The following is a 26,088-nucleotide window of genomic DNA, read 5'->3' as shown; positions in this document are numbered from 1 at the left end:
AGTTAGTGCGCATTAGCGGGGAAAGTTGGCCAAAGTCCCGTCCGTGGCCCTTTCGCGCTCCAGCAGCCTCCGCAGCGGTCCCTCGGCCGCGGCCAGCTCCGCGTACGCGCCCCGCTGCACGACCTCGCCCTGGTCCAGCACGAGCACCTCGTCGACCGCCGCCAGGCCGGCCAGCCGGTGCGTGATCAGCACGGTGGTCCGGCCCTCGGTCGCGGCCAGCAGGTCCGTCGTCAGGGCGTCCGCCGTGGCCAGGTCCAGGTGCTCGGCCGGCTCGTCCAGGACCAGTACGGGGAAGTCCGCGAGCAGCGCCCGGGCCAGGGCCAGGCGCTGGCGCTGACCGCCCGAGATCCGCTCGCCGTGCTCGCCGACCAGGGTGTCCAGGCCGTCCGGAAGTCCGTCGGCCCACTCCAGCAGCCGGGCCGCGGCCAGCGCGTCCCGCAGCTGCTCCTCGCTCGCCCCGGTCCGGGCCAGGCGCAGGTTCTCCCGCACCGAGCTGTCAAAGATGTGCGCGTCCTGGGCGCACAGGCCCACTAGTGCGCGGACGTCGTCGCCGTCGAGGGTGCGCGCTTCGGTCCCGCCCAGGGTGTAGGCGCCCTCGCGCGGATCCAGGAAGCGGAGCATGACCTGGGCCAGCGTGGTCTTGCCGGATCCCGAGGGGCCGACGACGGCGATGCGGCGGCCGGCCTCCAGGGTCAGGTCCAGCCCGTGCAGGGCGTCACGGTCCTGGCCGGGGTGGCGGGCGGCCAGCCCCGTCAGCCGCAGCGGGAAGGGCGAGGCCGGCGCGGCGGCGGGCTGCTCCGGCTCGGCGACCGGGACCGGCGCGTCGATGACCTCGTAGACCCGCTCGGCGCTGCGGCGCACCCGCTGGCGGTACTGGACGGCGAGCGGAAGTCCGTTCACCGCCTCGAAGGCGGCGAGGGGCGTGAGGACCGCGACGGCCATGGCCACCCCGGACAGTCGTCCGTCGTGGACGGCGTTCGCGGCGACGGCCGCGGCGGCCACCACGGTGAGCCCGCACACGAGGGCGGACAGCCCGCCGCCCAGCCCGCTCGCGGCGGCGCCCCGCGCGGCGATGCGGGTCAGCAGGCCGTCGCTCTCACGCACCCGGCCCTTGCGGTCCTCCAGCGCACCGGCCACGGTCAGCTCCGCGGTGCCGGTGAGGAGGTCGGCCACCCGGGTGGCGAGCTCGCCCCGGGCGGGCGCGAGCCTGCGCTCCGCCCGGCGGGCGCAGGCCCCGCTGACCAGCGGCACCCCGATACCGGCGGCGAGCAGCCCGGTGGCGAGCACGGCTCCGGCCTCGGGAAGCAGCCAGGTGGTGAAGGCGACCGAGCCGGTTGCGACGAGCACCGCGGTGCCGACCGGCAGCAGCCAGCGCAGCCAGTAGTCCTGGAGGGCGTCGGCGTCGGCCACCAGTCGGGCCAGCAGGTCCCCCCGCCGGTGCTCGCGCAGCCCGGCGGGTGCGATGCGCTCCAGCCGCCGGTAGACGGAGACCCGCAGATCGGCGAGCATCCGCAGCACCGCGTCGTGGGAGACGAGGCGTTCCGCGTAGCGGAAGACGGCGCGGCCCATCCCGAAGGCCCGGGTGGCCGTGACGGCCACCATCAGGTAGAGCACGGGCGGCTGTTCGGAGGCCCGTGAGATCAGCCAGCCGGACACGGCCATCAGGCCGACGCTACATCCGACGGCCAGCGCTCCGAGCAGCAGCCCGAGCCTGAACCGTCCCTGCCAGGCCTTGGCCACCGCCCGCACCCGGCGCAGCGGGTCCGCTCCGCGCACGTCGGTCCCGCCGCCGGCCCGCACCGGCTCGGGCGCGGCGCCGAGGATCCACTCCCCGGCGTCCGGGCCGCGGTCGCCGGGGGACTCGGAGGCCCCGTCACGGGAAGCGCCCAGGCGGGGGAGCGGCCCGTCAAGGTCCGGCCCCTCGGGAAGGGCACCATCGAGGCGAGGCCCCTGGGCAGGGGTCCCCTCAAGGTGGCGCCCGTCGGCGAGGAGCTCGGCGGGCCCGCCCGCCGACATCGGGACCACCCGGTCCGCGACCGCCAGCAGGGCCGGCCGGTGCACGACCAGCAGTACGGTCCGCCCGGCGGACAGCCGCCGGACCGCGTCCACGATCCCCGCCTCGGTCTCCCCGTCCAGGGCCGCCGTCGGCTCGTCCAGGAGCAGCACGGGCCGGTCCGCCAGGAAGGCGCGTGCCAGGGCCAGCCGCTGCCGCTGCCCGGCGGACAGTCCCACGCCGCCCTCGCCCAGCAAGGTCTGCGCCCCGCGCGGCAGCGCGTTCACGAACTCCCGGGCCCCGGCGTCCTTCAGGGCCTCGGCCACCTCGCTGTCGGAGGCCCCGGCGCGGGCCAGCCGTACGTTCTCGGCGATCGTGCCGGCGAACAGGTGCGGCCGCTGCGGCACCCACGCGACCTGCTGGTGCCAGTGCGCCGGAGACAACTCGGCCAGGTCCACACCGGCGATCCGTACCCGCCCCGCGGTGGGCGTCACGAACCCCAGCAGCACCTGGAGCAGGGTGGACTTGCCCGCGCCGCTCGGACCGGTGAGGGCCACGCACTCGCCCGGCGCGACGGTCAGCGAGACCGGCCCGGGAGAGTCCTCGCCCCGGCCCTCGTAGCGGACGGCGACCCCGTCGATCTCGATCCGCAGGGGGGCTCCGGCGGGCAGCTCGGCCGTCCCGGCCGGACCGGTGGCGGGGGTCTCCAGGATCTCGAAGATCTCCTCCGCGGCCGCGAGTCCTTCCGCGGCCGCGTGGTACTGCGCTCCCACCTGCCGCAGCGGCAGGTACGCCTCGGGCGCCAGGATCAGGATGACCAGGCCGGTGTAGAGGTCCAGTTCACCGTGGACCAGTCGCATGCCGATGGTCACGGCGACCAGGGCCACCGACAGGGTCGCCAGCAGTTCCAGCGCGAAGGAGGAGAGGAAGGCGATGCGCAGGGTCCGCATCGTCGCGCGCCGGTAGTCGTCGGTGATCTTGCGGATCGACTCGGCCTGCGCCTTGGCCCGGCCGAAGACCTTGAGCGTGGGAAGGCCGGCCACCACGTCGAGGAAGTGCCCCGACAGCCGGGACAGCAGCCGCCACTGGCGGTCCATCCGGGACTGGGTGGCCATGCCGATGAGCACCATGAACACGGGGATCAGGGGCAGCGTGACCACGATGATGGCCGCCGACACCCAGTCCTCGGTGACGATGCGGGCGAGGACCGCCACCGGCACGACGACCGCGAGCCCCAGCTGGGGCAGGTAGCGGGAGAAGTAGTCGTCGAGCGCGTCCACGCCCCGGGTGGCCAGCGACACCAGCGAACCGGTCTTCTGCCCGGTGAGCCCGCCGGGGCCGAGGTCCGCGGCCCGGTCCAGCAGCCGGCCCCGCAGTTCCGATTTGACCGCCGCACTGGCGCGGTGCGCGGCCAGCTCCGTCAGCCAGGCGATCAGGCCGCGCCCGAGCGCCACCGCCGCGAGCAGCAGCAGTGGCGTGCGGAGCGCTTCGCCGCCCAGGCCCTTCTCGAAGGCCCCGACCACGATCTCGGCGATCAGCATCGCCTGACCGACGACCAGCCCCGCCCCGACGAGCCCCAGGGCCACGACCGCGCCCAGGAAGAGGCGGGTGGAGCGGGCGTACCGAAGCAGGCGCGGGTCGATCGGTTTCACGTGAAACATCCCCCAGGGGAGGGTCGGACGGGCGGGGTGGCGCGGGAACTCAGTGCACGTCGACGATGTGCTGCGTACCGATCCGCTTGCGGAACACCCAGTACGTCCAGCCCTGGTAGAGCAGGACGAGCGGGGTGGCCACGGCCGCGCACCAGGTCATGATCTTCAAGGTGTACGGGCTGGACGAGGCGTTGGTGACCGTGAGGTTCCAGGCGTCGTTCAGCGAGGACGGCATGACGTTGGGGAAGAGCGTCAGGAAGAGCATCGCGACGGCCGCCGCGATGGTGACCCCGGACAGTGCGAACGACCAGCCCTCGCGGCCCTTCAGGTTGGTGCCGAGCGCCCCGAGCAGGGCCAGCACGGCGACGGCCATCGCGATCAGGCTCTTGCCGTCGCCGCGGGAGACCTGGGTCCAGATCAGGAAGACCAGGGCCAGCACGGCGGTGACGACGCCCAGCCCGGTCGCCAGCTTCCGCGAGCGGTCCCGGATGTCACCGACCGTCTTGAGCGAGGTGAAGACCGCGCCGTGGAAGGTGAAGAGGGTGAGGGTGACCAGTCCGCCCAGGATCGAGTAGACGTTGAGCAGGTCGAAGAGGCTGCCGACGTACTCCATGTTCTCGTCGATCTTCACACCGCGGACGATGTTGGCGAAGGCCACGCCCCACAGGAAGGCGGGGATCAGCGAGGTCCAGAAGATCGCGTGTTCCCAGTTGGTCTGCCACCGGTCCTCGGGGCGCTTGTGCCGGTACTCGAAGGCGACGCCGCGGATGATGAGGCAGACCAGGATGAGCAGCAGCGGCAGGTAGAAGCCGGAGAAGAGGGTGGCGTACCACTCGGGGAAGGCGGCGAAGGTCGCACCGCCCGCCGTGAGCAGCCAGACCTCGTTGCCGTCCCACACGGGCCCGATGGTGTTGATCAGGACCCGCTTCTCCGTACGGTCGCGGGCGAGCAGCTTGGTCAGTACGCCGACTCCGAAGTCGAAGCCCTCCAGGAAGAAGTAGCCGGTCCACAGGACGGCGATGAGTACGAACCAGACGTCGTGGAGTTGCATGGTGCGGTCTCCTCAGCCTCAGTACGAGAAGGCCATCGGCCGGTCGGGGTTCTTGTCGTCCCCGCCGATCTTGGTGGGCGGGTTGAGATCGGCCTCGGTGAGCTCGGGCGGTCCGGCCTTGACGTACTTGACGAGGAGCTTGACCTCGATGACGGCGAGCACCGCGTAGAGGAGGGTGAAGCCGATCATCGAGGTGAGCACCTCGGCCTGGGAGACGGTCGGCGAGACCGCGTCCCGGGTGCGCAGGACTCCGTAGACCACCCAGGGCTGGCGGCCCATCTCGGTGAAGATCCAGCCCCACGAGCTGGCGATCAGCGGGAAGCCCATCGTCCAGAGCGCGACGATCCAGTACAGGTTGGCGAACTTCGGGCTCAGCGCCTTCTTGAAGAGGACCAGGTTCGGGACCTCGTCCTCACCGGTCCGCAGACCCGGCGGCAGCATGAACTTCTTGCGGGTCAGCCACAGGCCCAGCACGCCGATGCCGAGCGAGGCCATGCCGAAGCCGATCATCCAGCGGAAGCCCCAGTAGGCGACCGGGATGTTGGGCCGGTAGTCGCCGGGGCCGAACTTCTCCTGCTCCGCCTTGTTGACGTCGTTGATGCCCGGGACGAACGAGGTGAAGTCGTCGTTGGCCAGGAAGGACAGCAGGCCGGGAATCTCTATCGCGACCTTGTTGTGGCCCTTCTCGACGTCGCCGTAGGCGAAGACCGAGAAGGGAGCCGGCGCCTCGCCGTCCCAGAGCGCCTCGGCGGCGGCCATCTTCATGGGCTGCTGCTTGAACATCACCTTGCCGAGCAGGTCACCGCTGAGGGCCGTGCCCATGCCGGCGATGATCATGACGACCAGGCCGAGCCGCAGCGAGCTCCGCATCACGGGGATGTGCCTCTTGCGCGCCAGGTGGAAGGCGGCGATGCCGGTCATGAACGCACCGCCCACCAGGAAGGCGGCCGTGATGGTGTGGAAGAACTGGGTGAGGGCGGTGTTCTGGGTGAGCACGAGCCAGAAGTCGGTGAGCTCGGCCCGGCCCCGCTCCTCGTTGATGCGGTAGCCGACCGGGTGCTGCATCCAGGAATTCGCCGCGAGGATGAAGTACGCGGACAGGACGGTGCCGATGGACACCATCCAGATGCAGGCCAGGTGGATCTTCTTGGGCAGCTTGTCCCAGCCGAAGATCCACAGACCGATGAAGGTCGACTCGAAGAAGAAGGCGATCAGCGCCTCGAAGGCCAGGGGGGCTCCGAAGATGTCGCCGACGAAGCGCGAGTAGTCGGACCAGTTCATGCCGAACTGGAACTCCTGGACGATGCCGGTGACGACGCCCATCGCGATGTTGATCAGGAAGAGCTTTCCCCAGAACTTCGTGGCCCTGAGGTACTTCTCCTTCTCGGTGCGCACCCATGCGGTCTGCAGGCCGGCCGTGAGCGCGGCGAGCGAGATCGTCAGGGGCACGAAGAGGAAGTGATAGACGGTGGTGATGCCGAACTGCCATCGCGCCAGAGTCTCCGGCGCCAAAGCTAGGTCCACGTCCTCGTCTCCTTCGCGTCGCCGTGGTCACGCGGCAGTCTGCCTGTTGTGTCCCACTCAATCCGGGAGGAATTGGGACACGCTTGTGAACGCGTTCACATTCACAAGCATTATGTCGTACCGCTCTCCACAGCCTTCGGGCGGGGTACCCCTCTAGCCAATCCATTCAACAGATTGTTGAATGCGGCTCATGCAGATACGGATTTCCTGGCCCGCGGGCCAGCTCACCGCGACCCTCGACGAGACCCCGACCAGCAAGGCACTGGCCGGGGCCCTTCCGATCTCCGCCTCCGCCAACACCTGGGGCGAGGAGGTCTACTTCGACACCGGCGTCTCCGTGGCCCTGGAACACGACGCCCGGCAGGTCGTCGAGCCGGGCACGGTCGCGTTCTGGACCGAGGGCGACGCGCTCGCGCTGCCCTACGGCCCCACGCCCATCTCACGCGGAGGCGAGAGCCGCCTGGCGAGCCCGTGCAACGTGCTCGGCTCGTTCGACGGCGACCCCCGCCTGCTCTCCACCGTCCGCGACGGCGATCCCATCCGCGTGGAACTGGCCTGACCGGCCCCCACCGGGTCCGGCCGCCAGGACAACCACGGCCGCCTACAGCTCCTTGAAGAACGCCTCCGCCGTGTGCAGGAAGAGGTCGTTCGCCTCGGTCTCACCGATCGTGACCCGCAGGCCCTCGCCCGCGAAGGGCCGGACCACCACACCGGCCTTCTCGCAGGCCGCCGCGAACTCGGCGGTCCGCTCCCCCAGCCGCATCCACACGAAGTTCGCCTGGGTGTCCGGCACGGACCAGCCCTGGGCGAGCAGCGTCTCGTGCACCCGCGCACGCTCGCCCACCAGCGCCCCGACGCGGCCCATCAGCTCGTCCTCGGCGCGCAGCGAGGCCACCGCCGCGTCCTGCGCGAGCTGGCTGACGCCGAACGGCATGGCCGTCTTGCGCAGCGCCGCGGCCACCGGCTCGTGCGCGATGGCGAAGCCGACCCGCAGGCCGGCCAGGCCGTACGCCTTGGAGAACGTACGCAGCACGGCCACGTTCGGGCGGTCGCGGTAGAGCTCGACGCCGTCCGGGACGTCCGTGTCGCGCACGAACTCGCGGTACGCCTCGTCGAGGACCACCAGGACGTCCGAGGGCACCCGGTCCAGGAAGCGCTCCAGCTCGGCACGGCGCACGGCGGTGCCGGTGGGGTTGTTCGGGTTGCAGACGAAGATCAGCCGGGTCCGGTCGGTGATCGCCGCCGCCATGGCCTCCAGGTCGTGCACGTCCCCGTCGGTCAGCGGGACCTGCACCGAGGTCGCACCCGAGATCTGGGTGAGGATCGGGTACGCCTCGAAGGAGCGCCAGGCGTAGATCACCTCGTCGCCCGGGCCGGCCGCCGCCTGGATCAGCGACTGGGCCACGCCGACCGAGCCGGTGCCCGTGGCGATGTGCTCGACCGGCACGCCGAAGCGCTCGGCGAGCTCGTTCACGAGACCGGTGCAGGCCATGTCCGGGTACCGGTTGAAGCTGCCGGCCGCCGAGACCGCGGTCTCCAGCACGCCCGGCAGCGGCGGGTACGGGTTCTCGTTCGACGACAGCTTGTACGCGACGGGCCCTCCCGCGGCAGCCGGCTTCCCGGGCTTGTACGTCGGAATGCCGTCCAGCTCGGCGCGCAGCTTCGGGCTCTTCTCGCTCACCGCAGGTCCTCCTCGACCGTCCCGTCCGACGTCGCCGTCGACTCAATACTGCTCACCTTATGAGGATTCCGCCGTTCCGAGAATGGGGGCGCCAGGAATGTGGGGGAGCGCGCGCATATATGCGCGCGCCGGTGGCCTGCGCCGTGGCGCGCGTCCCTCGTGCAGGTGAGTTGAGACCGTCCCGAGACCACACCGTTTTGGCATGCTCGGACCCGCCGACAAGCTCCACCCTCACTCTCAGCGACCAAATACCTTCATTTCCAAGGTCATTGGGGGTGGCGAACCATGCAGAATCGTGCCTGTCAACGGGTGCATATGCACCCGGACCACCCACCCCACCGAGCCCTACTATCGGCTCGCCATGACAGCAGCAGGGAAGCATCAGGTGAGCCGGACCGAGACCACCCGGCGGGCCGCCGGCCGACAGGGCCGGGCCGGCATCAGGGACGTGGCCGCCGCAGCGGGCGTCTCCATCACAACCGTCTCCGACGCGCTCAATGGCAAGGGGCGGCTGCCGGACGCCACCCGCCGCCACGTTCGCGAGGTCGCCGACCGGCTGGGCTACCGCCCGTCGGCCGCCGCCCGCACCCTCCGTACCGGCAAGTCGGGCCTCATCGGCCTGACCGTGACGACGTACGGGGATGAACCTTTCACCTTCACCGAATTCGCCTACTTCGCCGAGATGGCCAGGGCCGCCACCTCCGCCGCGCTCGCGCGCGGCTACGCCCTCGTCATCCTCCCCGCCACCTCCCGCCACGACGTGTGGTCCAACGTCGCCCTCGACGGCACCGTCGTCATCGACCCCTCCGACCACGATCCCGTGGTCACCGAACTGGTCCGCCAGGGCCTGCCCGTGGTCTCCGACGGCCGCCCCGCAGGCTCCCTCCCCGTCACCGCCTGGGTCGACAACGACCACGAGGCCGCCGTACTCGGCCTGCTCGACCACCTCGCCGCCGCCGGCGCCCGCCGGATCGGGCTGCTGACCGGCACCACCACCGACACCTACACCCGGCTCTCCACCACCGCCTACCTCAACTGGTGCGAGCGCGTCGGCCAGGACCCCGTCTACGAGTCCTACCCCGCCCACGACCCGTGCGCGGGCGCCGTCGCCGCCGACCGGCTCCTCGCCCGACCCGACCGGCCCGACGCCGTCTACGGGCTCTTCGACCCCAACGGCACCGACCTGCTCGCCGCCGCCCGGCGCTACGGCCTGCGCGTCCCCGAGGACCTGCTGCTCGTGTGCTGCAGCGAGTCCACCGTCTACGCCAACACCGAACCGCCCATCACCACGCTCTCCCTCAAACCGCGCCGCATCGGCACCGCCGTCGTGCAGCTGCTCATCGACGCGATCGAGGGAGTGGACACCGGGCGACCCGTCGAACAGGTCGTCCCGACCGAGCTCATCATCCGTACCTCGTCGCAGCGCAGGCAGCCGCGTACGACCGTCAGCCCACCCCGTTCTCCGGCCAAGGACTGACCGCCAGACCGTCCGGTCGGGCTGCCGACGACCCGGCCGAGCATTTCAGCAACACCGATATCGGTATAAAACGGTAGGAACGATCGGCTCCGCAAAGGATTCACCACCCCTGGTGCGTCACAGAGCGCGAGCCGCATTCCTATGATGGGCGCACGACATCACGGACCCTCCTCCACGGAGGTCAGGAGGGTCCGCAGGTGTACGGCAGCGCGACGGTGGTGGAGGGGTCGATGACTCAGGGGGCCGGTCAGGGACCCGCGATGCGGACGGACACGCTGCGGGACTTCCGGGTTCCAGTCACCGAACCCGCCGCCTACGCCGTATCCGCCGGGAATCACGGCGACGCTCCGGTGTACGGCGAGTACCCGGCGTACTACGACGACGGCACGCCGGCCGTGCCGCCGCAGCCCGGCTACGCGCCGGCGCCGACCGCGCCGCCCGCCGCACCGCTCGCCACGCCGCCCGCCGCACCGCCGGCCTCGCACCCCGGGCACGCGACGGGCCAGGGCCCCGAGGACGACGACTTCGAGGGCTACACCCCGACCCACCGCGACCTGCCGATCATCGGCCGCGGCGCCCTCGGCGGTCCCGGCGACACCGTCCAGGTCCAGTACGTCCCGGAGGAGGCCGCGGCCGACGGCCCGGGCCCGCTCTACGTCGTCGGCGACGTCCACGGCTATCTCGACGAGCTCGTCACCGAACTCCACGCCCAGGGCCTCATCGACGCGGAACGCCGCTGGTCCGCCGGCAACGCCCGGCTGTGGTTCCTCGGCGACTTCACCGACCGCGGCCCCGACGGCATCGGCGTCATCGACCTCGTGATGCGGCTGTCCGCCGAGGCCGCCGCCGCCGGCGGCTACTGCAAGGCCCTGATGGGCAACCACGAGCTGCTGCTCATCGGCGCCAAGCGGTTCGGCGACACCCCCGTGGTCTCCGGCGCCGGCACCGCCACCTTCCAGGCCGCCTGGCTCCTCAACGGCGGCCAGCGCTCCGACATGGAGCGCCTGCAGGACGTACACCTGCAGTGGATGTCGCGGCTGGACGCGGCCGTCCTGGAGGAGGGCCACCTGCTGCTGCACTCCGACACCACGGCCTACCTCGACTACGGCGACTCCATCGAGGACGTCAACGACACCATCCACGAGCTCCTCAACCGGGGCGACGCCGACATCACTTGGGACCTCTTCCGCAAGTTCACCAAGCGGTTCGCCTTCCGCGACGAGGGGACCGGCCCGCAGGCCGTACGCGAACTGCTCGGCACCTACGGCGGCAGCCGCGTCGTGCACGGGCACAGCCCCATCCCGTACCTGCTCGGCGAGGTGGGCACCGAGGACGGGGACGAGACGCGCGGCCCGGAGGCCGTGGACGGCCCGCACGTGTACGCGGAAGGGCTCGCCATCGCGATGGACGGCGGGGTGACGATGGCGGGCAAACTGCTTGTCGTACAACTCCCTCTGAGCGACTGAGAGCTTACCCATAGGGGTATTTCCCGAAAGCCCCTGTCACGGCGTGGTGCGGGCGCTCTACCATCGCTCTATCCGTAGCAGGCTCTCCTCCGTTTGTGCCGGCGCCCCGTTCTACGCGGGGATACCGGCTTCTACGGAGCATCGGGGGATGCACATGACCAGCGCTCCGCACCTGCTGACCGAAGACCGACCGGAGTTCGACCGCCTCCTCGACGAGGCGCTGCGCACCGCGAACGAACGGCCCGAGCTCGCCACCCTCGGCGAACGGCTGAACGCCGAACAGCTGCGCACCATGGCCCAGGGGGCCAGCGCACTGCTGGCGGCGGCCGCCGCGGCCGAGTACGGCCACTACGTGAAGGTCCGCGAGGAACGACGCGACGAGGTGCTGTCCACACCCGGCGCAGCGGGGGACGAGGACAACGGACAGGGCATGGGCGGCGGCGCGGGCGTCGGCGCCGTGGTCGCGGTCCTCGCGCCCGTCCTGGCGGGCACGGCCATGCTGATATTCCTGCTCGTGGGCTACATCCTGAAGCTGATCGAGCCCGAACCCGCCTTCGCCGAGACGATGCTGACGGCGGGCTGGCTGTTCGGCGGGCTCACCGTGGCGGCGCTGCTGTTCGCGGTGATCGGGCTGCTGGTGACGGCCGTCCGCAACAGCGCGACCGAAGTGGTGGCGGACGAGACCGAGGCCGTACCCGACGAGGTGGCGCGGGCCCGCGAGGCCTGGCGGCACGCCCTGCTGGAGCGGGGGATCATGCCGTTCCTGCGGGACGCGCTGGCCGATCCGAGCGCGGGGCCGGGCTTCCCGACCCCCAGAACGCCGGCGGCCGGGCGCATCCCCAACCTGGGATACAGCCGGCCCGACTTCACCAGTCCCGGCTCCCCCTCGGAGGGACCCCGCCCCGGCTACACGCCCCCGGACTTCACCAGCCCGGACTTCGGCGGCCCGGAGCACCGGCCGGAGTAGCCTCCGGCCGGCTGTCGCCGTGCGAAGAAGTCAACTTGTCGAACTGAAGCGGCACCCCCCATGGCCGTTCGAGCTTCCTTGCAGGGCATGACCCGGATCCCTACCGTCGGCTCGTGAAAGCAAAAGTCTGCCTGAACATGATCGTCAAGAACGAGGCTCCGGTGATCCGGAGGTGCCTCGAATCGGTGCGTCCGCTGATCGACACGTGGGTGATCGTGGACACCGGCTCGACCGACGGCACCCAGGACGTCATCCGGGAATTCCTCGGCGATCTGCCCGGCGTCCTGCACGAGCGGCCCTGGCGGGGATTCGACGGCAGCCGCGGCGAGGCGATCGAGCTCGCCCGCTCCTGTGCGGACTACCTGCTGTTCATCGACGCCGACGACGTGATGCGGGTCCGGCCCGGGTTCCGGATGCCGGACCTCACCCTCGACGCGTACCGCCTCGCCGTGCACCACGAGCCCGTCGTCCACTGGCGGCCCGCCCTCGTCTCCACCCGATTGCCGTGGACATACGTCGGCGTACTCCACGAGTACCTCGATTGCGAAGCCCGGTACAGCCAGGGAGTGCTCGACGGCCTCGACATCCTCGTCGTCGGCGGCGGGGCGCGCCTGCGGGAAGGCGGCGAGCGGGAGAAGTACCTGCACGACGCGGGGATCCTCGAACAAGGGCTGGCCGAGGAACCGGACAATGCCCGCTACGCGTTCTATCTGGCGCAGAGCTGGCGCGACGCGGGAGAAGCGGAGAAGTCCCTCGCCGCCTACGACCTCCGCGCGGGCATGGCCGGATTCGCCGAGGAAGCCTTCTGCGCCCGGCTCTACGCGGCGCGGCTCGCGGCCCGCCTCGGGAGACCTGCGGCCGAGGTGACGGACCGCTACCTGCGCGCCCACGAGAGCCGGCCCTCGCGGGCCGAGCCGCTCGGCGATCTGGCCCGCATCTGCCGCAACGACGGCCGCTGGCCCCTGGCGTACATGTTCGCCCGGCAGGCCGTACGGATCCCCCGCCCCGACGACGTCCTGTTCGTCGAGTTCGACTGGCACGAGTGGCGCGCCCTCGACGAACTCGCCGTGGCCGCCTACTGGGTCGGCGAGTACCAGGAGTCGCTGGACTGCTGCGAACGGCTCCTCGCGGGCGACGCCCTCCCCGACGAGCACCGGGACCGGGTCCTCGCCAACCTCGGTTTCGCCCGGCGCAAGGTGGACCCGTACCTCGTGGTCGCCTGAAACGGCAGGCGCCGCCCCGGCCCGACAGGCCTTGGAGCGGCGCCCTCCGGTCGTACGTCGCGTCAGTCGGCCAGCGGCAGGTAGACGCGGTTGCCCGAGGCCGCGAACTCGGCGGACTTCTCCGCCATGCCCGCCTGGATCTCGTCGGCCTTCAGGTCACCGCCGTGCTCGCGGCGGATGTCCTGCGAGATCTTCATCGAGCAGAACTTCGGACCGCACATGGAGCAGAAGTGCGCGGTCTTGGCCGGCTCGGCGGGCAGCGTCTCGTCGTGGAACTCACGGGCCGTGACCGGGTCGAGGGCCAGGTTGAACTGGTCCTCCCAGCGGAACTCGAACCGCGCGTCCGACAGCGCGTCGTCCCACTCCTGGGCGCCGGGGTGCCCCTTGGCCAGGTCGGCGGCGTGCGCCGCGATCTTGTACGTGATGACGCCGGTCTTCACGTCGTCGCGGTTGGGCAGGCCCAGGTGCTCCTTGGGCGTGACGTAGCAGAGCATCGCGGTGCCCCACCAGGCGATCATCGCGGCGCCGATGCCCGAGGTGATGTGGTCGTACGCGGGAGCGACGTCCGTGGTCAGCGGGCCGAGCGTGTAGAACGGCGCCTCCTCGCAGATCTCCTGCTGGAGGTCGATGTTCTCCTTGATCTTGTGCATCGGGACGTGGCCCGGGCCCTCGATCATCGTCTGGACGTTGTGCCGCTTGGCGATCGTGTTGAGCTCGCCCAGCGTCTTCAGCTCGGCGAACTGGGCCGCGTCGTTGGCGTCCGCGATGGAGCCGGGGCGCAGGCCGTCGCCCAGCGAGTACGTGACGTCGTACGTCGCGAGGATCTCGCAGAGCTCCTCGAAGTTCGTGTAGAGGAAGTTCTCCTTGTGGTGCGCGAGGCACCACGCGGCCATGATCGAGCCGCCGCGCGAGACGATGCCGGTCTTGCGGCGGGCGGTCAGCGGCACGTAGGGCAGCAGCACGCCGGCGTGGACCGTCATGTAGTCGACGCCCTGCTCGGCCTGCTCGATGACCGTGTCCTTGTAGATCTCCCAGGTCAGGTCCTCGGCGCGGCCGTCGACCTTCTCCAGCGCCTGGTAGAGCGGCACGGTGCCGATCGGGACGGGGGAGTTGCGCAGCACCCACTCGCGGGTGGTGTGGATGTTGCGGCCCGTCGAGAGGTCCATGACCGTGTCGGCGCCCCACTTGGTCGCCCAGGTCATCTTGTCGACCTCCTCCTCGATGGAGGAGGTGACCGCGGAGTTGCCGATGTTGGCGTTGACCTTCACCAGGAACCGCTTGCCGATGATCATCGGCTCGATCTCGGGGTGGTTCACGTTCGCGGGAAGCACCGCGCGACCTGCGGCGATCTCCTCGCGGACGACCTCGGGGGAGACGTTCTCGCGGATCGCGACGTACTCCATCTCCGGGGTGATCTCGCCCCGGCGGGCGTACGCGAGCTGCGTGACGGCGGCGCCGCCACGGCCCCGGCGGGGCTGGCGCGGGCGGCCCGGGAAGACCGCGTCGAGGTTCTTGAGGCCACCGCGCGGCGAGGTGTGCTTGATGCCGTCGTCCTCGGGGCGCACGGGACGGCCCGCGTACTCCTCGGTGTCGCCGCGGCCGATGATCCAGTTCTCGCGCAGCGGGGCGAGGCCCCGGCGGACGTCGGTCTCGATCTGCGGGTCGGTGTACGGACCGGACGTGTCGTAGAGCGTCACGTCCTTGCCGTTGGTGAGGTGGACCTGGCGGACCGGCACCCGGATGTCGGGGCGGGAGCCCGCGACGTAGCCCTTGTGCCAGCCGGGCTGGCGCTCGGTCTGGCCGTCGGCGTCCTGGCTGACGGCAGGCGTGCGTGCGTCCTGAATGGTCATGAGACCTATCTCCCTACGCCGGCATTACCCGGTAACAGGTTCGGCGGTCGACGCAGCCTCCTCCCGTACGCATCCGTGATGCGCGTACGGTGATCAGCGTCCTCTCAGCCCGGTGCTCCGAGCTCCCGCGTTGTGCAAAGGTGCCCCCACGCTAGCGTCATCCATGGCGTGCTGAACAGTGGGCCCCCTCATCTCTTGCGATGATCTGCTGGTGACGCCCTCGCCGCAGCCCCCCACCGAGCCCACAGAGCCCCACGGCCACAACGGCCACGAGCACCACGGCTCCGGGCACTCCGCAGAGCACTCGTCCGGGCCGTCCGCCGGTCACTCCGGCGGTCACTCCGGCGGCCATGCCCACAGCCACGGCCACGGTCCGGCGGCCCCCGTCTCGAAGCACCTGCGCAAGGTCATCGCGGCCGTACTGATCCCCTTCGCCACCGCCGTCTTCATCGGCATGGTGGTGCTCTGGCCGGGCGGCGCCCCCTCCCACGAGCGCACGGGGGTGGGCTTCGACCGCCAGACCCAGCAGGGCAAGGTCGTCTCCCTCGAACAGGTCGACTGCAAGTCCGTGAACGCCGCGCAGGTACCGCCGACCGCCGACCCCACCACGCCCGAGGGCCGCGAGGCCCAGGCGGCGCAGACCGGCGAGTGCAAGAAGGCCACCATCGAGGTCGGCACCGGCCCGGACAAGGGCCGCACCTTCGTGGAGATCGTCCAGCCGGGTGCGCCACGGCAGTTGACGGACGGCCAGGAGGTGGTCGTGGCGTACGCGCCGGACGCGCCCCAGGACCTCCAATACTCCGTGATCGACGTGAACCGCAAGATCCCCCTGGCGGTGCTGGCCGGCATCTTCGCGGTTTCGGTCGTCCTCGTCGGGCGGATGCGCGGCCTGTTCGCCCTGATCGCGCTGATCGTCAGCTTCGGCGTGCTGACCCTCTTCATCCTCCCGGCCATCCTGCAGGGTTCGAACCCGCTCGTGGTCGCGGTGATCGGGGCGAGCGCCATCATGCTGATCGCGCTCTACATGTGCCACGGCCTGACCGCCCGCACCTCGGTCGCCGTCCTCGGCACCCTCGCCTCGCTGCTGCTGATCGGCCTGCTGGGCTCGGTGTTCATCGACTGGGCGTCCCTCACCGGCAACACGGACGACAACACCGGGCTGATCCACGGGCTCTACCCGGACATCGACATGAGCGGTCTGCTGCTCGCAAGCGTGATCATCGGATCGCTGGGCGTGCTCGACGATGTGACGGTCACCCAGACCTCGGCGGTCTGGGAACTGCACGCGGCGGACCCCTCGATGGGGCCGCGCGGCCTGTACCGGGCGGCGATCCGGATCGGCCGCGACCACATCGCCTCGGTGGTCAACACCCTGGTGCTGGCCTACGCGGGTGCCGCGCTGCCGCTGCTCCTGCTGTTCTCCATCGCGAACAGCAGCATGGGGTCGGTGGCGAACAGCGAGCTGGTCGCGGTGGAGATCGTACGGACCCTCGTGGGCTCGATCGGACTGGTGGCCTCGGTCCCCGTGACGACGGCGCTGGCCTCGCTGGTGGTTTCCGCCGACCGGCCGGGATCCCCGGACGTCGCGCCGGCCTCGGGACCGGTCCGCGGCGGCCGGGGCCGGCGGCGCAAGCGCTGAGGGTCGGGCGTCAGCCGGCGTTCTGCTCGTTCTGCTTCGACTCGGCCAGGATCTTGCCGAGCGCCTCGTCGAGGTTCTCCTCGAAGTCGCCCAGGTTGCGCTCCTGTCCGAGCGGTACGAGCCGGTCGGTGCGGTCGAGGAACGCGACGAGCGGCGCCGCGCTGGCGCGGAACAGGGCCCTGTCGCCGCCGACCTGCAGCCGGATGTGGACGTCGGACAGGTCTTCCGGAGTGGTGGGGGCGATGTGCACATCGCCGTCACCGCACGGCTTGTTGATGCCGTCGAGGAGGAGCTCCCGGCCGAACGCCCAGGTCACGGGCGCGTCTCCGGGAAGGTGGAAGGTCAGCCGGACCGCGTAGGGATCACGGGCGTCGTACCGGAGTTCCACCGGAATCCTGAACGAGAGCTCCTCGGAAACGAGGAAACTCATCATGACCTCTGCCTGTACCGACTCGCGCATTGCCTACCCCGCTGTAGTGGAAGTGGCCAGGAATGATCCCCCAGGCTCCTCTTGACAAGAGTGGTGGAAGCGCTAGCAGATCACAAGGAGTGAGTTTTCAGATACTGATAGAGAACGAGAGGGTGCTCAACAGCGCGCCTACTTCACTCCGTAGCCGATCGACTACATAGAGCAATCGATCTTCCTGGTGCAAGGGGAGAGAAATCGCCATGGTTGCGGCGGTATCGCCCGCTGTGATGGGGATGGCCGCACAGACTGTGCCAAGTGCATATTCCTGGCGTTCGGTTACTGGCTGCATTCGCCCGAGGGCCCCGATCCGGTACTCCAGGGACCGGAGATCCCGCACGGTATAAGCGGTGATCGGCTCAACCGGATGACGGTCGTAATGGTCCTTGCGCATTTCCTCGTCGAGTTGTCCGAGCAGGCACTGCCCGATGGCGTGCGCATGGCCGGTCTCACGGAAGTCGGCCCACTCCTCGCAGGCCGGGCTGGACTGGGTGTCGGAAACGCCGACGACCTCGATCTCGCCCTCGCGGTAGACCGCGAAGTAGACGGGGGCCCCGACCGCGTCGCGGAAGTGCGCGAGGGAGTCGAGGATCATGCTGCGACGTTTCTGCTGGAGTCCCCCACCGGCGAGCCGACCCGCGGCGTCGCCCAGGACGAAGACACCGCCCTCCCGGCGCAGATAGCCCTCGTGCGTGAGGGTGCGCAGCAGGTGGTACGCGGTGGGAAGCGGGAGCCCGGCCTCGCGCGCGAGCTGTTTCGCCGGCGCTCCCTCGCTATGGGACCCCACTGCTTCGAGGAGCCTCAGCGCCCTCTGCACCGAACCGATCAGTGTCGGCACACCGGCATTGTGAACCGGAGACAAAGCTCACCCCCAGGTGTGGCGGCGGGCCTTCGGGGAGACCCACCCTGCGGGGGCCGCCCCCGCGTATGCCGTGGCCCCTGGGGGTCGTACTCGGCGGCTCGTTAGCATCGCCGCAGGTCAGAGCGGCAGTACCGGCTTTCGGTGCCCAGGGAACGGCGCAGATTGCCACTCTATCCGCCGATTCCCGGGATGTGAGCGGTTTAGCACTTCACGTTCCCTCACCTGGCTTAATCCCGGAACGACCCGGCTCGTCCGCTTCCGCCCTCCTCCTACCAATCGCCGGAGGAGGACTTCGAACGGCCGCCGATCTTCTTCACGACGAACACCAGGCCGGCGACGAGGCCGATGAAGAGGAGCAGCTTGAAGACGAACCCGATCAGCACGCTCAGGACGGTGGCGATCACACCGCCGAACACGAACAGCGCCAGCAGCGGAACGGCGACCCACTTAACCCACCAGGGCATGCCTGCGAATGTCTCTCGGATGCCGTTCATGTCCTCGACCTCTTCCTCGTCCGTGACTTCCTGCTCCCGATGCTAGGAGTCCACGGGCCCCGATCGGGGCCCGTGAGCCCCCGGAGTCCCCTGACCCTCCCCTTAGGGGAACCGGAGCGGCGACCCCCAGGCGTCCCGTGCGCTCAGCTCTCCGGCGGGGAGAACACCACCATCACCTTCAGGTCCTCGGTGATGTGGTGGAACTTGTGCGGGACGCCCGCCGGTACGTAGACGACGCTGCCGCGCGCCACGGTGGTCGTCTCCTCCCCGACCGTGATCGAGGCGCGCCCGCTCACGACGAAGTACACCTCGTCCTGGCGGTGCGGCTGCTGCGGATCGACCTGCCCGGCATCGAGCGCGTACAGCCCGACCGACATGTTCCGCTCGCGCAGGAACTGGAGGTAGGCGCCGTCGTTGGCGGCCCGCTCGGCTTCGAGCTCGTCAAGGCGGAACGCTTTCATCGTGGTTGTGCCCCTTGTGTTCGGTAGCGCCGTCGCATCCGCTGATCTGCGGATGTCCCACCGGGATCATCTCTGCCACGATCAGACACATGATGAATTTCGTAGTCAAGACGCTCGCCAACGCGGCGGCCCTGGCCGTCGCCGTCTGGCTGCTCGCCGGCATCACCCTCGACGACGGCAGCAGTCTGGGCCGCCGGACGCTCACCCTGATCCTGGTCGCACTGGTCTTCGGCCTGGTGAACCTGATCGTCAAGCCGTTGGTGAAGCTGCTCTCTCTGCCCCTGTTCGTCCTCACCCTGGGCCTGTTCACCCTCGTCGTGAACGCCCTGATGCTGCTCCTGACCTCGTGGCTGGCCTCGAAGCTCGACCTCAGTTTCCACGTCGACGGGTTCTGGACCGCGCTCCTCGGCGGCCTGATCATCTCCATCGTCTCCTGGGCCGTGAACCTGGCCCTGCCCGACAAGAACTGAACGGGACCTCCATGACGCCCATGTACCGCGTCTGCTTCGTCTGCACGGGGAACATATGCCGCTCCCCCATGGCCGAGTCCGTCTTCCGCGGCCACGTGACGCGGGCCGGCCTCGACGGCCTGGTCGAGGTGGACAGCGCCGGGACCGGCGGCTGGCACGAGGGCGACGGCGCCGACCCGCGCACCGTCTCCGTCCTGGAAGCCGCGGGCTACGAGCAGGACCACCGGGCCCGGCAGTTCCGCGCCTCCTGGTTCGACCGCCTGGACCTCGTCATCGCGCTCGACGCCGGACACCTGCGGGACCTGCGGGCGCTCGCACCCACCCCGCGGGACGCCGCCAAGATCCGGCTGCTGCGGTCCTACGATCCGGCGGCCGCGGCCGCGGAGACCGACGTACCGGATCCCTACTACGGGTCCCTCGACGGGTTCGAGGAGTGCCTGGAGCTGGTCGAGGCGGCGAGCCCCGGTCTGCTGGACGCCGTACGCGAGGCCCTGAAGGAGCACACCGCGTGAACGAGTACGCCCCCGAGAGAACCGCCGCAGCGATCGGCGACGGCACCCGCGCGGTCCGCGCCGGACTGCCGGAGCCCGTGAAGAACGAACCGACCCTGCCCGGGCCGGTCTTCGCCGCCCACTTCCACCTGCCGGGCGACGTCGAGGGCCCGTACGCCTACGGCCGCGACACCAACCCCACCTGGACCCTGCTGGAGCGGGCGATCGGGGAACTGGAGGCCCCCGGCGAGGAGGTGCACACCATCGTCTTCGCCTCCGGCATGGCGGCCGTCTCCGCGGTCCTCCTCTCCCAGGCGCGCACCGGCGACACCGTGGTCCTGCCCGACGACGGCTACCAGGCGCTGCCCCTGGTGCGGGAGCAGCTGGAGGCGTACGGGATCCACGTGCGCACCGCCCCGACCGGCGACGACGCGCAGCTCGCGGTCCTCGACGGAGCCCGGCTGCTGTGGATCGAGACCCCGTCCAACCCCGGGCTCGACGTGTGCGACGTACGGCGCCTCGTGGACGCGGCGCACGCCGGCGGGACTCTGGTCGCCGTCGACAACACGCTCGCCACCCCGCTCGGGCAGCGCCCCCTGGAGCTCGGGGCGGACTTCTCCGTGGCGAGCGGCACCAAGGGCCTCACCGGCCACGGCGACCTGCTGCTCGGGTACGTGGTCTGCCGCGACGCGGAGCTCGCCGCGGGCGTCCGGCGCTGGCGCAAGATCGTCGGTGCGATCGCGGGCCCGATGGAGGCCTGGCTCGCCCACCGCTCCCTGGCCACGATCCAGCTGCGCGCGCAGCGCCAGTGGGCCAACGCCCTGGCCGTCGCCGAGGCGCTGGCCGGCCGCCCCGACGTGACCGGGCTGCGCTACCCGGGCCTGGCCACGGACCCCTCGCACAAGACGGCCGCCCGCCAGATGCGGGGCTTCGGCTCGGTGGTCTCCTTCACCCTGCCCGACCGTGCCCACGCGGAACGCTTCATGTCCGCTCTGGATCTGGTCGAGGACGCCACGAGTTTCGGTGGAGTGCGGTCCACCGCCGAGCGGCGCGGACGGTGGGGCGGCGACGCCGTGCCGGAGGGGTTCATCCGCTTCTCCGCCGGGGCCGAGGACACCGAGGACCTGGTCGCGGACGTGCTGCGGGCCCTCGACCGCGCAGGCCGCGCCGGCTGAGCAGGCTCTGGACGGGCGGTCCGAGCCTCCCCCCTCGTGACTCGGACCGCCCAGGGTTCCGCGCGCGAAGAACCACGCGACAAGGCTAATTGACTCTGCGTCAGAGTCCAATCACGGTAACGACAGGGTCCTATCGGCATATTTATAGTTGAAGGCCCCCACCGAGAGGTGCCGCGATGGACCTGGCCCTGCTGCGCACCTTCGTCGCCGTTCACCGGGCCGGCTCGTTCACCCGAGCCGCCGCCCTGCTGGGGCTGTCCCAGCCGGCCGTGACCTCGCAGATCCGCACCCTGGAGCGGCAGTTGGGGCGGCCCCTCTTCCACCGCCGGGCCCGTGGCGTCACCCCCACCGCCGTCGGCGACGAACTGGCCCACAAGGCCGCCCCGCACCTCGACGCCCTGCTGCGGATCACCGAGGCGGAGCGGGAGGCCGCCGGTGCGTCGCGCACCCTCCACGTCGCCGGGCCACCCGAGTTCCTGGGCCTGCGCGTGCTCCCCGCCCTGGCGCCCCTCGTCGGCCAGGGCCACACCCTGCGCGCCACCGTGGAGGCCGGCGCCGAAGCGACCCTGGACGGGCTCGCCGCCGGACACCACGACCTCGTCGCCACCACCGCCCATCCGCGCGGCGGGCTCTTCACCGTCACCGCCCTGTGCGACGAGGAGCACGTCCTGGTCGCCGCGCCCTACTGGGCCGCCCTCGTCGGCACGGGGCGGCTGAGCGCGGAGGGTCCCGCCGCTCTCGACGGCATCCCGGTCGTGGAGGTCCACGAGAGCCTGCCGCTCGTCACCCGCTACTGGGCCGCCGTCTTCGACGCCCCGCCCGCTGCCCGGTCCCTGGCGGCCACCGTGGTCGCGCCCGACCTGCGGGCCGTACTGGAATGCGTCGGGGCCGGCGCGGGACTCGCGGTCCTGCCCCGCTACCTGTGCCGGGAAGCCCTCGACAGCGGCCGGATCGTGGCCCTGGCCGAGCCCTCCGTGCCGCCGCTGCGCACGTGGTTCCTGGTCGTGCGGACCGGGAGCCTCGCCCTCGCCCACCTCGCGAGGGCGCACGACATGCTGGTGGACGCCGCCGTGCACTGGTGAGCCCCTCTTTTCCGGCCCGCGGCGCGTTTCAGAAGGGGAGTGGTGGGCCACTCTTCTCCCATGACCGAACGTCCCGTGGTCAAACGCACCGCCCGCGCGATCCTGCTCGACGGTGGCGACCTGATCCTCATCAAGCGCACCAAGCCCGGCATCGATCCGTACTGGCTCACCCCCGGCGGGGGAGTCGAGTCCTCGGACGCCACCGTCGTCGACGCCCTCCACCGAGAGGTCCACGAAGAACTCGGCGCGAAGATCACCGATGTGGTGCCCTGCTTCGTCGACACCGTCGAGCACATCGCCGACCGGGGGGTGACGGGCGTGAAGGTGCAGCACTTCTTCGTCTGCCGCCTCGAATCGATGGACCCGAGCCTTCGCCACGGCCCCGAGATCGACGAACCCGAGGGCGAGTACGAGATCGTCCGCGTGCCCTTCAGCCGCGTGGGCATCGCCGCCGTCCATCTCGTCCCACTGTCCCTGCGGCACTACCTCGACGGCAACATCGAGGGCGTACGCGCCATGCACGCTCCCGACCTGGGCTGAGCCCGGCCGAGACCGGCGGCTGCCCGCCGGTCTCAGCCGGCGATGCCCGCCAGTTCCTCCACGGCGTCGTGGCGGATCCGCTCACCGGGGATGCCGATCCGAAGGAGTTCGTCCACCCCGCTCCGGATCATCGCGGGCGGCCCGGAGACGAAGGCGTCGTACGAGCTCCACGGCCCGTGTTCACCCACGGCCTGGGGCAGTTGCCCGGCCAGCCCGTCGCCCACCACCGGGCGCACCGACAGCCACGGATGCGAGCGCTGCAGCCCGAGCAGCGTGTCCTTGTCGTACAGATCGTTGTCGCTGCGTGCCCCGAAGAACACCTCCACCGGCCGGCGCTCGCCGTGCTCGGCCACGTCCTCGATCAGCGCCTTGATCGGGGCGATGCCGGTGCCGCCGCCCAGGCACAGCATCCCGTTGTCCGTGGTGTGGTCCACCACCATCGACCCGGCCGGCGGTCCGAGGCGCAGCACGTCCCCCGGGCGCGCGTGGCGCACCAGCGCGTTGGAGACCCAGCCCGCGGGGACTGCCTTGACGTGGAACGACAGCAGCCCGTCGGCGCGGGGCGCCGAGGCGAAGGAGTAGTGCCGCCAGACCCGCGGCCACCACGGGGTCTCCAGGCTCGCGTACTGGCCGGCCAGGAAGGCGTACGGCTGGTCGGGGCGGACCGTCAGCACCGCGATGTCCGAGGTGCGCAGATCGTGGGAGACCACCTCCGCGTGCCACCACGCCGGAGCCTTCACCTCGTCCTCGGCCGCCGCGTCGATCATGATCTGGGAGATCGCGGTGTACGCCCGCACCCACGCGGCCTCGGTCTCCGGCCCCCAGCTGTCGGCGGCGTACCGGGCCAGCGCCCCGACCAGGGCCTCACCGACCACCGGGTAATGGCCGGCCATCGTGCCGTACTTGCGATGCCCCGTGCCCAGTCGGCGCAGGTAGGGGGCGAGTACCTCAGGATTGTCGATGTGCTCGGCGGCGGTCAGCAGCGCCTTCAGCAGCCTGTCGCGCTGCGTGTCCATGGCGGCGGGGAACATGCCCCGCACTTCGGGGTGCCCGGAGAAGACCAGCGCGTAGAAATACGAGGTGACCTTGTCGGCGATGGGGGCGATCTCCGCGAGGGTCCGACGGATGAGCACGGCATCCGGTGAGGGCTCGGCCGCACCGCCCTCGACGGGTATCCGGGCCGATTCGCGTCTGGCCGATCTGGTGGGCGGAGCGTCCATGCGGTGCCTCGCTTCGAGCATCTCGGTCGGTCTGCACACGCCACGGTCTGTGAATCCGTGGTTCCGGGTTCCACAGCGTGCCAGCCGGTTCAGAGGCCGGTGGGGAAATGCGGAAAATCCGCGTTTCGAACCCACTTTCCTCCTAAGATGCCTGAACTCCCGGGCGTGCCACCCCTACGAGCTGGTATGCCTCCCGAAGGTCCCGACCCTGGTAGACGTGGGTCGCGCGCTCCGCCAGATAGGGCCGTGCGTTGACCGCCACCGACACCGGCACCACGTCGAAGAGCACCGAGTCGGTCACCGAGTCCCCGTACGCGACGCAGTCGCCCCGGGTCACGCCGAACCGCTCGCACAGCCGGTCCGCCACCGTGACCTTGCCCTCGGGCGTGAGGAGCCCTGCGGCCTCCACGGGCCGGGTGAACGGCACCTCCGGGAAGACCGAGCCGTGCGCGGTGTGCGCGCCCCACTCCAGCAGCAGCTCCACGAAGAAGGAGGGCGAGAGGGAGATCACCGCGCAGTAGTCCCCGAGCTCCCGGATCTCCTGCCAGACGTCCCGGATCCCCGCGAGCCAGGGAGACCCGTCGAACGCCGCCCGGACATGCGCGGGCGTGAGCTCGGCCCAGAGCGCGTGGACGGCCACCGAGAACTGGTGCGGACCGATCTCATGCGCGCCGAAGGCCCGTTCCAGCGCGGCGATCTCGGTACTCAGACCGAGTTGGCGGGAGATCTCGACCGGCGCGGACGAGCCGTACATCAGCGTGCCGTCGAGGTCGAAGAGGTGCAGGCGGGTCATAGGCATCGAGATTAGTGGCTATGTTTCACGTGAAACAGCGTCTTCTCGTCTCCCGTTTCACGTGAAACATCTCCCGCCAAATCCTCTGGACGACTCCCTGTCCATGATCCAGTCTGAGCCGGTGACACCACCACACATCACCGATCTGCCGATCCGGGCGCTGACCGTGGACGATCTCCACCGCTGCGCCGACCTGTCCGAAGATCGCGGCTGGCTCCGCGAGGACCACAAGTGGGGTCTGCTCCTCGCTGCCGGAGAGGGGTACGGCGTCGACGCCCCGGACGGCCGGGGACTCGCGGCCGCGTGCATCGTCACCCGGTACGGCCACACCGGTGCCGGCCCGGAACTCGCCGCCATCGGGATGGTCCTCGTGGCCGACCGCCACGCCCGTCAGGGGCTCGGTCGGCGCCTGATGACCCACGTCTGCGACGACGTGCTCAAGGGTGTTCCCCTCACCCTGCACGCCACTCCGTACGGCCGCCCCCTGTACGAGGAGCTCGGTTTCAAGACCACGGGCCGCGCCGAGATGCTGAAGGGCACCTTCCGGCCCGAAGGCACCCCCGGCGCGTACAGCACCTCCCTGGTCCGGCCGGCCACCGCCGGAGACCTCCTGGGCATCCTGCGTCTGGACGCAGAGGTCTTCGGCACCGACCGCACGCACATGATCACCAGACTGCCCGCCTTCGCCGACCAGTTGATCGTCGCCGAGGACTCCAGCGGAGACGGCACCCTCACCGGCTACGCGGCCGCCTGGCCCAACATGGACACCCACGTCATCGGCCCGCTGATCGCCAAGGACACCGGCACCGCCCAGTCGCTGGTCACCGCGCTCGCCGCGGGTACGGACCGGACGCTGCGCACCGATGTCGACGTCCGGCACGAGGAGCTCCTCGGCTGGCTCAAGGACCGCGGTCTCGGCTCCGTGGCCTTCAACGCCGTCATGACCCGTGACATCCCCGGCCTGCCCGGCGACTGGACCCGCCGCTGGGCCCCGCTGACCGTGGCAGCGGGCTGAGAGAGGAAACACCCCTCGTGACCGACACGCCCGAGCCGGCCATCCGGCCCGCGACCGAAGCCGATCTGCCCGCCATCGTCGCCATGCTGGCCGACGACCCGCTGGGGGCCACCCGTGAGTCCCCCGAGGACCTCACCCCGTACCGCGCGGCCCTGCGGCGCCTCGCCGGGGACCCTAACCAGCACCTGGTCGTCGCCGTCCGCGCGGACCGCGTCGTGGGCACCCTCCAGCTGACGATCGTCCCCGGTCTCTCCCGCAAGGGGGCCACCCGCTCCATCATCGAAGGCGTCCGTGTCCATGCGGACGAGCGCGGCGGCGGCCTGGGGACCCGGTTCATCGAATGGGCGGTGGAGAAGTCCCGTGCCGAGGGCTGCACGCTCGTCCAACTGACCTCGGACGTGACCCGGACCGACGCCCACCGCTTCTACGAGCGGCTCGGATTCACCGCCTCCCACGTCGGGTTCAAGCTGCAGCTCTGAGCCCGCCGGCCCGTAGG

The 26,088-nt window shown here is 70.6% G+C and carries 24 protein-coding genes and 1 riboswitch; of the genes, 13 read left to right on the top strand and 11 right to left on the bottom strand.

Annotated features, from left to right (window positions below):
* Positions 1-12: 12 nt before the first annotated feature.
* Genes cydD through ACFYZ4_RS24950 form a run of 3 tightly spaced genes read right to left on the bottom strand, consistent with a single transcriptional unit; the run spans position 13 to position 6,220 of the window.
* Positions 13-3,654 carry a thiol reductant ABC exporter subunit CydD gene (cydD, locus tag ACFYZ4_RS24960; RefSeq protein WP_390784835.1) on the bottom strand — a complete coding sequence of 1,214 codons (3,642 nt, stop codon included), beginning with the start codon at positions 3,652-3,654 and terminating at the stop codon, positions 13-15.
* Positions 3,655-3,694: 40 nt separating this feature from the next.
* Positions 3,695-4,696: a cytochrome d ubiquinol oxidase subunit II gene (cydB, locus tag ACFYZ4_RS24955; protein WP_351290077.1), complete on the bottom strand. Its 1,002-nt coding sequence runs from the start codon at positions 4,694-4,696 to the stop codon at positions 3,695-3,697.
* Positions 4,697-4,714: 18 nt separating this feature from the next.
* Positions 4,715-6,220 (bottom strand): cytochrome ubiquinol oxidase subunit I, encoded by a 1,506-nt coding sequence (locus ACFYZ4_RS24950; protein WP_351591856.1) that lies wholly within the window; start codon positions 6,218-6,220, stop codon positions 4,715-4,717.
* A gap of 190 nt (positions 6,221-6,410) precedes the next feature.
* Here ACFYZ4_RS24950 and ACFYZ4_RS24945 point away from each other — a divergent pair, with 190 nt between their 5' ends.
* Complete coding sequence (locus tag ACFYZ4_RS24945; protein ID WP_351290081.1) at positions 6,411-6,779, top strand: cyclophilin-like fold protein; 369 nt, start codon at positions 6,411-6,413, stop codon at positions 6,777-6,779.
* A gap of 42 nt (positions 6,780-6,821) precedes the next feature.
* On the opposite strand, the gene hisC is transcribed toward ACFYZ4_RS24945, so the two are convergent.
* Positions 6,822-7,901 (bottom strand): histidinol-phosphate transaminase, encoded by a 1,080-nt coding sequence (hisC, locus tag ACFYZ4_RS24940; protein ID WP_030707773.1) that lies wholly within the window; start codon positions 7,899-7,901, stop codon positions 6,822-6,824.
* 361 nt (positions 7,902-8,262) lie between these two features.
* Between hisC and ACFYZ4_RS24935 the strand changes: the two genes are divergently transcribed.
* The 4 genes from ACFYZ4_RS24935 to ACFYZ4_RS24920 all read left to right on the top strand — a co-directional run bounded on the left by ACFYZ4_RS24935 (position 8,263) and on the right by ACFYZ4_RS24920 (position 13,034).
* Positions 8,263-9,378, top strand: a complete 1,116-nt coding sequence (locus ACFYZ4_RS24935) for a LacI family DNA-binding transcriptional regulator (protein WP_327414982.1) — start codon at positions 8,263-8,265, stop codon at positions 9,376-9,378.
* A gap of 230 nt (positions 9,379-9,608) precedes the next feature.
* Positions 9,609-10,844, top strand: a complete 1,236-nt coding sequence (locus ACFYZ4_RS24930; RefSeq protein WP_384340024.1) for a metallophosphoesterase — start codon at positions 9,609-9,611, stop codon at positions 10,842-10,844.
* 148 nt (positions 10,845-10,992) lie between these two features.
* Complete coding sequence (locus ACFYZ4_RS24925; RefSeq protein WP_351290086.1) at positions 10,993-11,811, top strand: hypothetical protein; 819 nt, start codon at positions 10,993-10,995, stop codon at positions 11,809-11,811.
* A gap of 113 nt (positions 11,812-11,924) precedes the next feature.
* Positions 11,925-13,034 (top strand): glycosyltransferase, encoded by a 1,110-nt coding sequence (locus ACFYZ4_RS24920; protein WP_390784834.1) that lies wholly within the window; start codon positions 11,925-11,927, stop codon positions 13,032-13,034.
* 62 nt (positions 13,035-13,096) lie between these two features.
* Here the strand turns inward: ACFYZ4_RS24920 and thiC are convergent, their stop codons facing one another.
* A complete protein-coding gene (gene thiC / locus ACFYZ4_RS24915; RefSeq protein ID WP_351591864.1) occupies positions 13,097-14,884 on the bottom strand; it encodes a phosphomethylpyrimidine synthase ThiC in 1,788 nt (595 codons plus the stop codon).
* Positions 14,878-15,023, bottom strand: a riboswitch (TPP riboswitch). It overlaps the preceding gene by 7 nt.
* A 72-nt stretch (positions 15,024-15,095) precedes the next feature.
* Here thiC and ACFYZ4_RS24910 point away from each other — a divergent pair.
* A complete protein-coding gene (locus ACFYZ4_RS24910; RefSeq protein ID WP_351290092.1) occupies positions 15,096-16,523 on the top strand; it encodes a YibE/F family protein in 1,428 nt (475 codons plus the stop codon).
* A 10-nt stretch (positions 16,524-16,533) separates the two neighbouring features.
* Here ACFYZ4_RS24910 and ACFYZ4_RS24905 read toward each other — a convergent pair whose 3' ends face one another.
* The 4 genes from ACFYZ4_RS24905 to ACFYZ4_RS24890 all read right to left on the bottom strand — a co-directional run bounded on the left by ACFYZ4_RS24905 (position 16,534) and on the right by ACFYZ4_RS24890 (position 18,806).
* Complete coding sequence (locus ACFYZ4_RS24905; RefSeq protein ID WP_351290094.1) at positions 16,534-16,983, bottom strand: SsgA family sporulation/cell division regulator; 450 nt, start codon at positions 16,981-16,983, stop codon at positions 16,534-16,536.
* Between the two features lie 97 nt (positions 16,984-17,080).
* Entirely contained in the window at positions 17,081-17,818 is a 738-nt protein-coding gene (locus ACFYZ4_RS24900) for an IclR family transcriptional regulator (RefSeq protein WP_384340135.1), read from the bottom strand.
* A gap of 302 nt (positions 17,819-18,120) precedes the next feature.
* The gene (locus tag ACFYZ4_RS24895) at positions 18,121-18,345 is read right to left on the bottom strand and encodes a DUF5326 family protein (protein ID WP_390784833.1); all 225 of its coding nucleotides are present in this window, start codon (positions 18,343-18,345) and stop codon (positions 18,121-18,123) included.
* Between the two features lie 143 nt (positions 18,346-18,488).
* On the bottom strand, positions 18,489-18,806 hold the full coding sequence (locus tag ACFYZ4_RS24890; RefSeq protein ID WP_319721218.1) for a cupin domain-containing protein: 318 nt from the start codon (positions 18,804-18,806) through the stop codon (positions 18,489-18,491).
* An 89-nt stretch (positions 18,807-18,895) separates the two neighbouring features.
* Between ACFYZ4_RS24890 and ACFYZ4_RS24885 the strand changes: the two genes are divergently transcribed.
* The 5 genes from ACFYZ4_RS24885 to ACFYZ4_RS24865 all read left to right on the top strand — a co-directional run bounded on the left by ACFYZ4_RS24885 (position 18,896) and on the right by ACFYZ4_RS24865 (position 22,564).
* The gene (locus ACFYZ4_RS24885) at positions 18,896-19,276 is read left to right on the top strand and encodes a phage holin family protein (RefSeq protein WP_351290100.1); all 381 of its coding nucleotides are present in this window, start codon (positions 18,896-18,898) and stop codon (positions 19,274-19,276) included.
* A 20-nt stretch (positions 19,277-19,296) separates the two neighbouring features.
* Positions 19,297-19,788: a low molecular weight protein-tyrosine-phosphatase gene (locus ACFYZ4_RS24880; RefSeq protein WP_390784898.1), complete on the top strand. Its 492-nt coding sequence runs from the start codon at positions 19,297-19,299 to the stop codon at positions 19,786-19,788.
* The gene (locus tag ACFYZ4_RS24875) at positions 19,785-20,942 is read left to right on the top strand and encodes a cystathionine gamma-lyase (RefSeq protein WP_351290104.1); all 1,158 of its coding nucleotides are present in this window, start codon (positions 19,785-19,787) and stop codon (positions 20,940-20,942) included. Before ACFYZ4_RS24880 ends, ACFYZ4_RS24875 begins: the two co-directional genes overlap by 4 nt.
* 176 nt (positions 20,943-21,118) lie before the next feature.
* Positions 21,119-22,024, top strand: a complete 906-nt coding sequence (locus ACFYZ4_RS24870) for a LysR family transcriptional regulator (protein WP_390784832.1) — start codon at positions 21,119-21,121, stop codon at positions 22,022-22,024.
* Between the two features lie 60 nt (positions 22,025-22,084).
* The gene (locus ACFYZ4_RS24865) at positions 22,085-22,564 is read left to right on the top strand and encodes an NUDIX domain-containing protein (RefSeq protein WP_384340034.1); all 480 of its coding nucleotides are present in this window, start codon (positions 22,085-22,087) and stop codon (positions 22,562-22,564) included.
* Between the two features lie 32 nt (positions 22,565-22,596).
* Here the strand turns inward: ACFYZ4_RS24865 and ACFYZ4_RS24860 are convergent, their stop codons facing one another.
* Together ACFYZ4_RS24860 and ACFYZ4_RS24855 are read right to left on the bottom strand one after the other, a co-directional pair.
* The gene (locus tag ACFYZ4_RS24860; protein WP_351290110.1) at positions 22,597-23,784 is read right to left on the bottom strand and encodes a globin domain-containing protein; all 1,188 of its coding nucleotides are present in this window, start codon (positions 23,782-23,784) and stop codon (positions 22,597-22,599) included.
* A gap of 142 nt (positions 23,785-23,926) precedes the next feature.
* Positions 23,927-24,577, bottom strand: coding sequence for an HAD-IB family phosphatase (locus tag ACFYZ4_RS24855; protein ID WP_351290112.1), 651 nt, complete (start codon positions 24,575-24,577; stop codon positions 23,927-23,929).
* 103 nt (positions 24,578-24,680) lie between these two features.
* Between ACFYZ4_RS24855 and ACFYZ4_RS24850 the strand changes: the two genes are divergently transcribed.
* A complete protein-coding gene (locus ACFYZ4_RS24850) occupies positions 24,681-25,592 on the top strand; it encodes a GNAT family N-acetyltransferase (protein ID WP_384340037.1) in 912 nt (303 codons plus the stop codon).
* A 17-nt stretch (positions 25,593-25,609) separates the two neighbouring features.
* Positions 25,610-26,071: a GNAT family N-acetyltransferase gene (locus ACFYZ4_RS24845; RefSeq protein ID WP_390784831.1), complete on the top strand. Its 462-nt coding sequence runs from the start codon at positions 25,610-25,612 to the stop codon at positions 26,069-26,071.
* Positions 26,072-26,088 lie beyond the last annotated feature (17 nt).

This window comes from Streptomyces sp. NPDC001513, assembly GCF_042894695.1.
In the GTDB taxonomy this organism is placed as follows: Bacteria; Actinomycetota; Actinomycetes; order Streptomycetales; family Streptomycetaceae; genus Streptomyces.
This window is presented reverse-complemented; position numbering and strand designations above follow the sequence as displayed.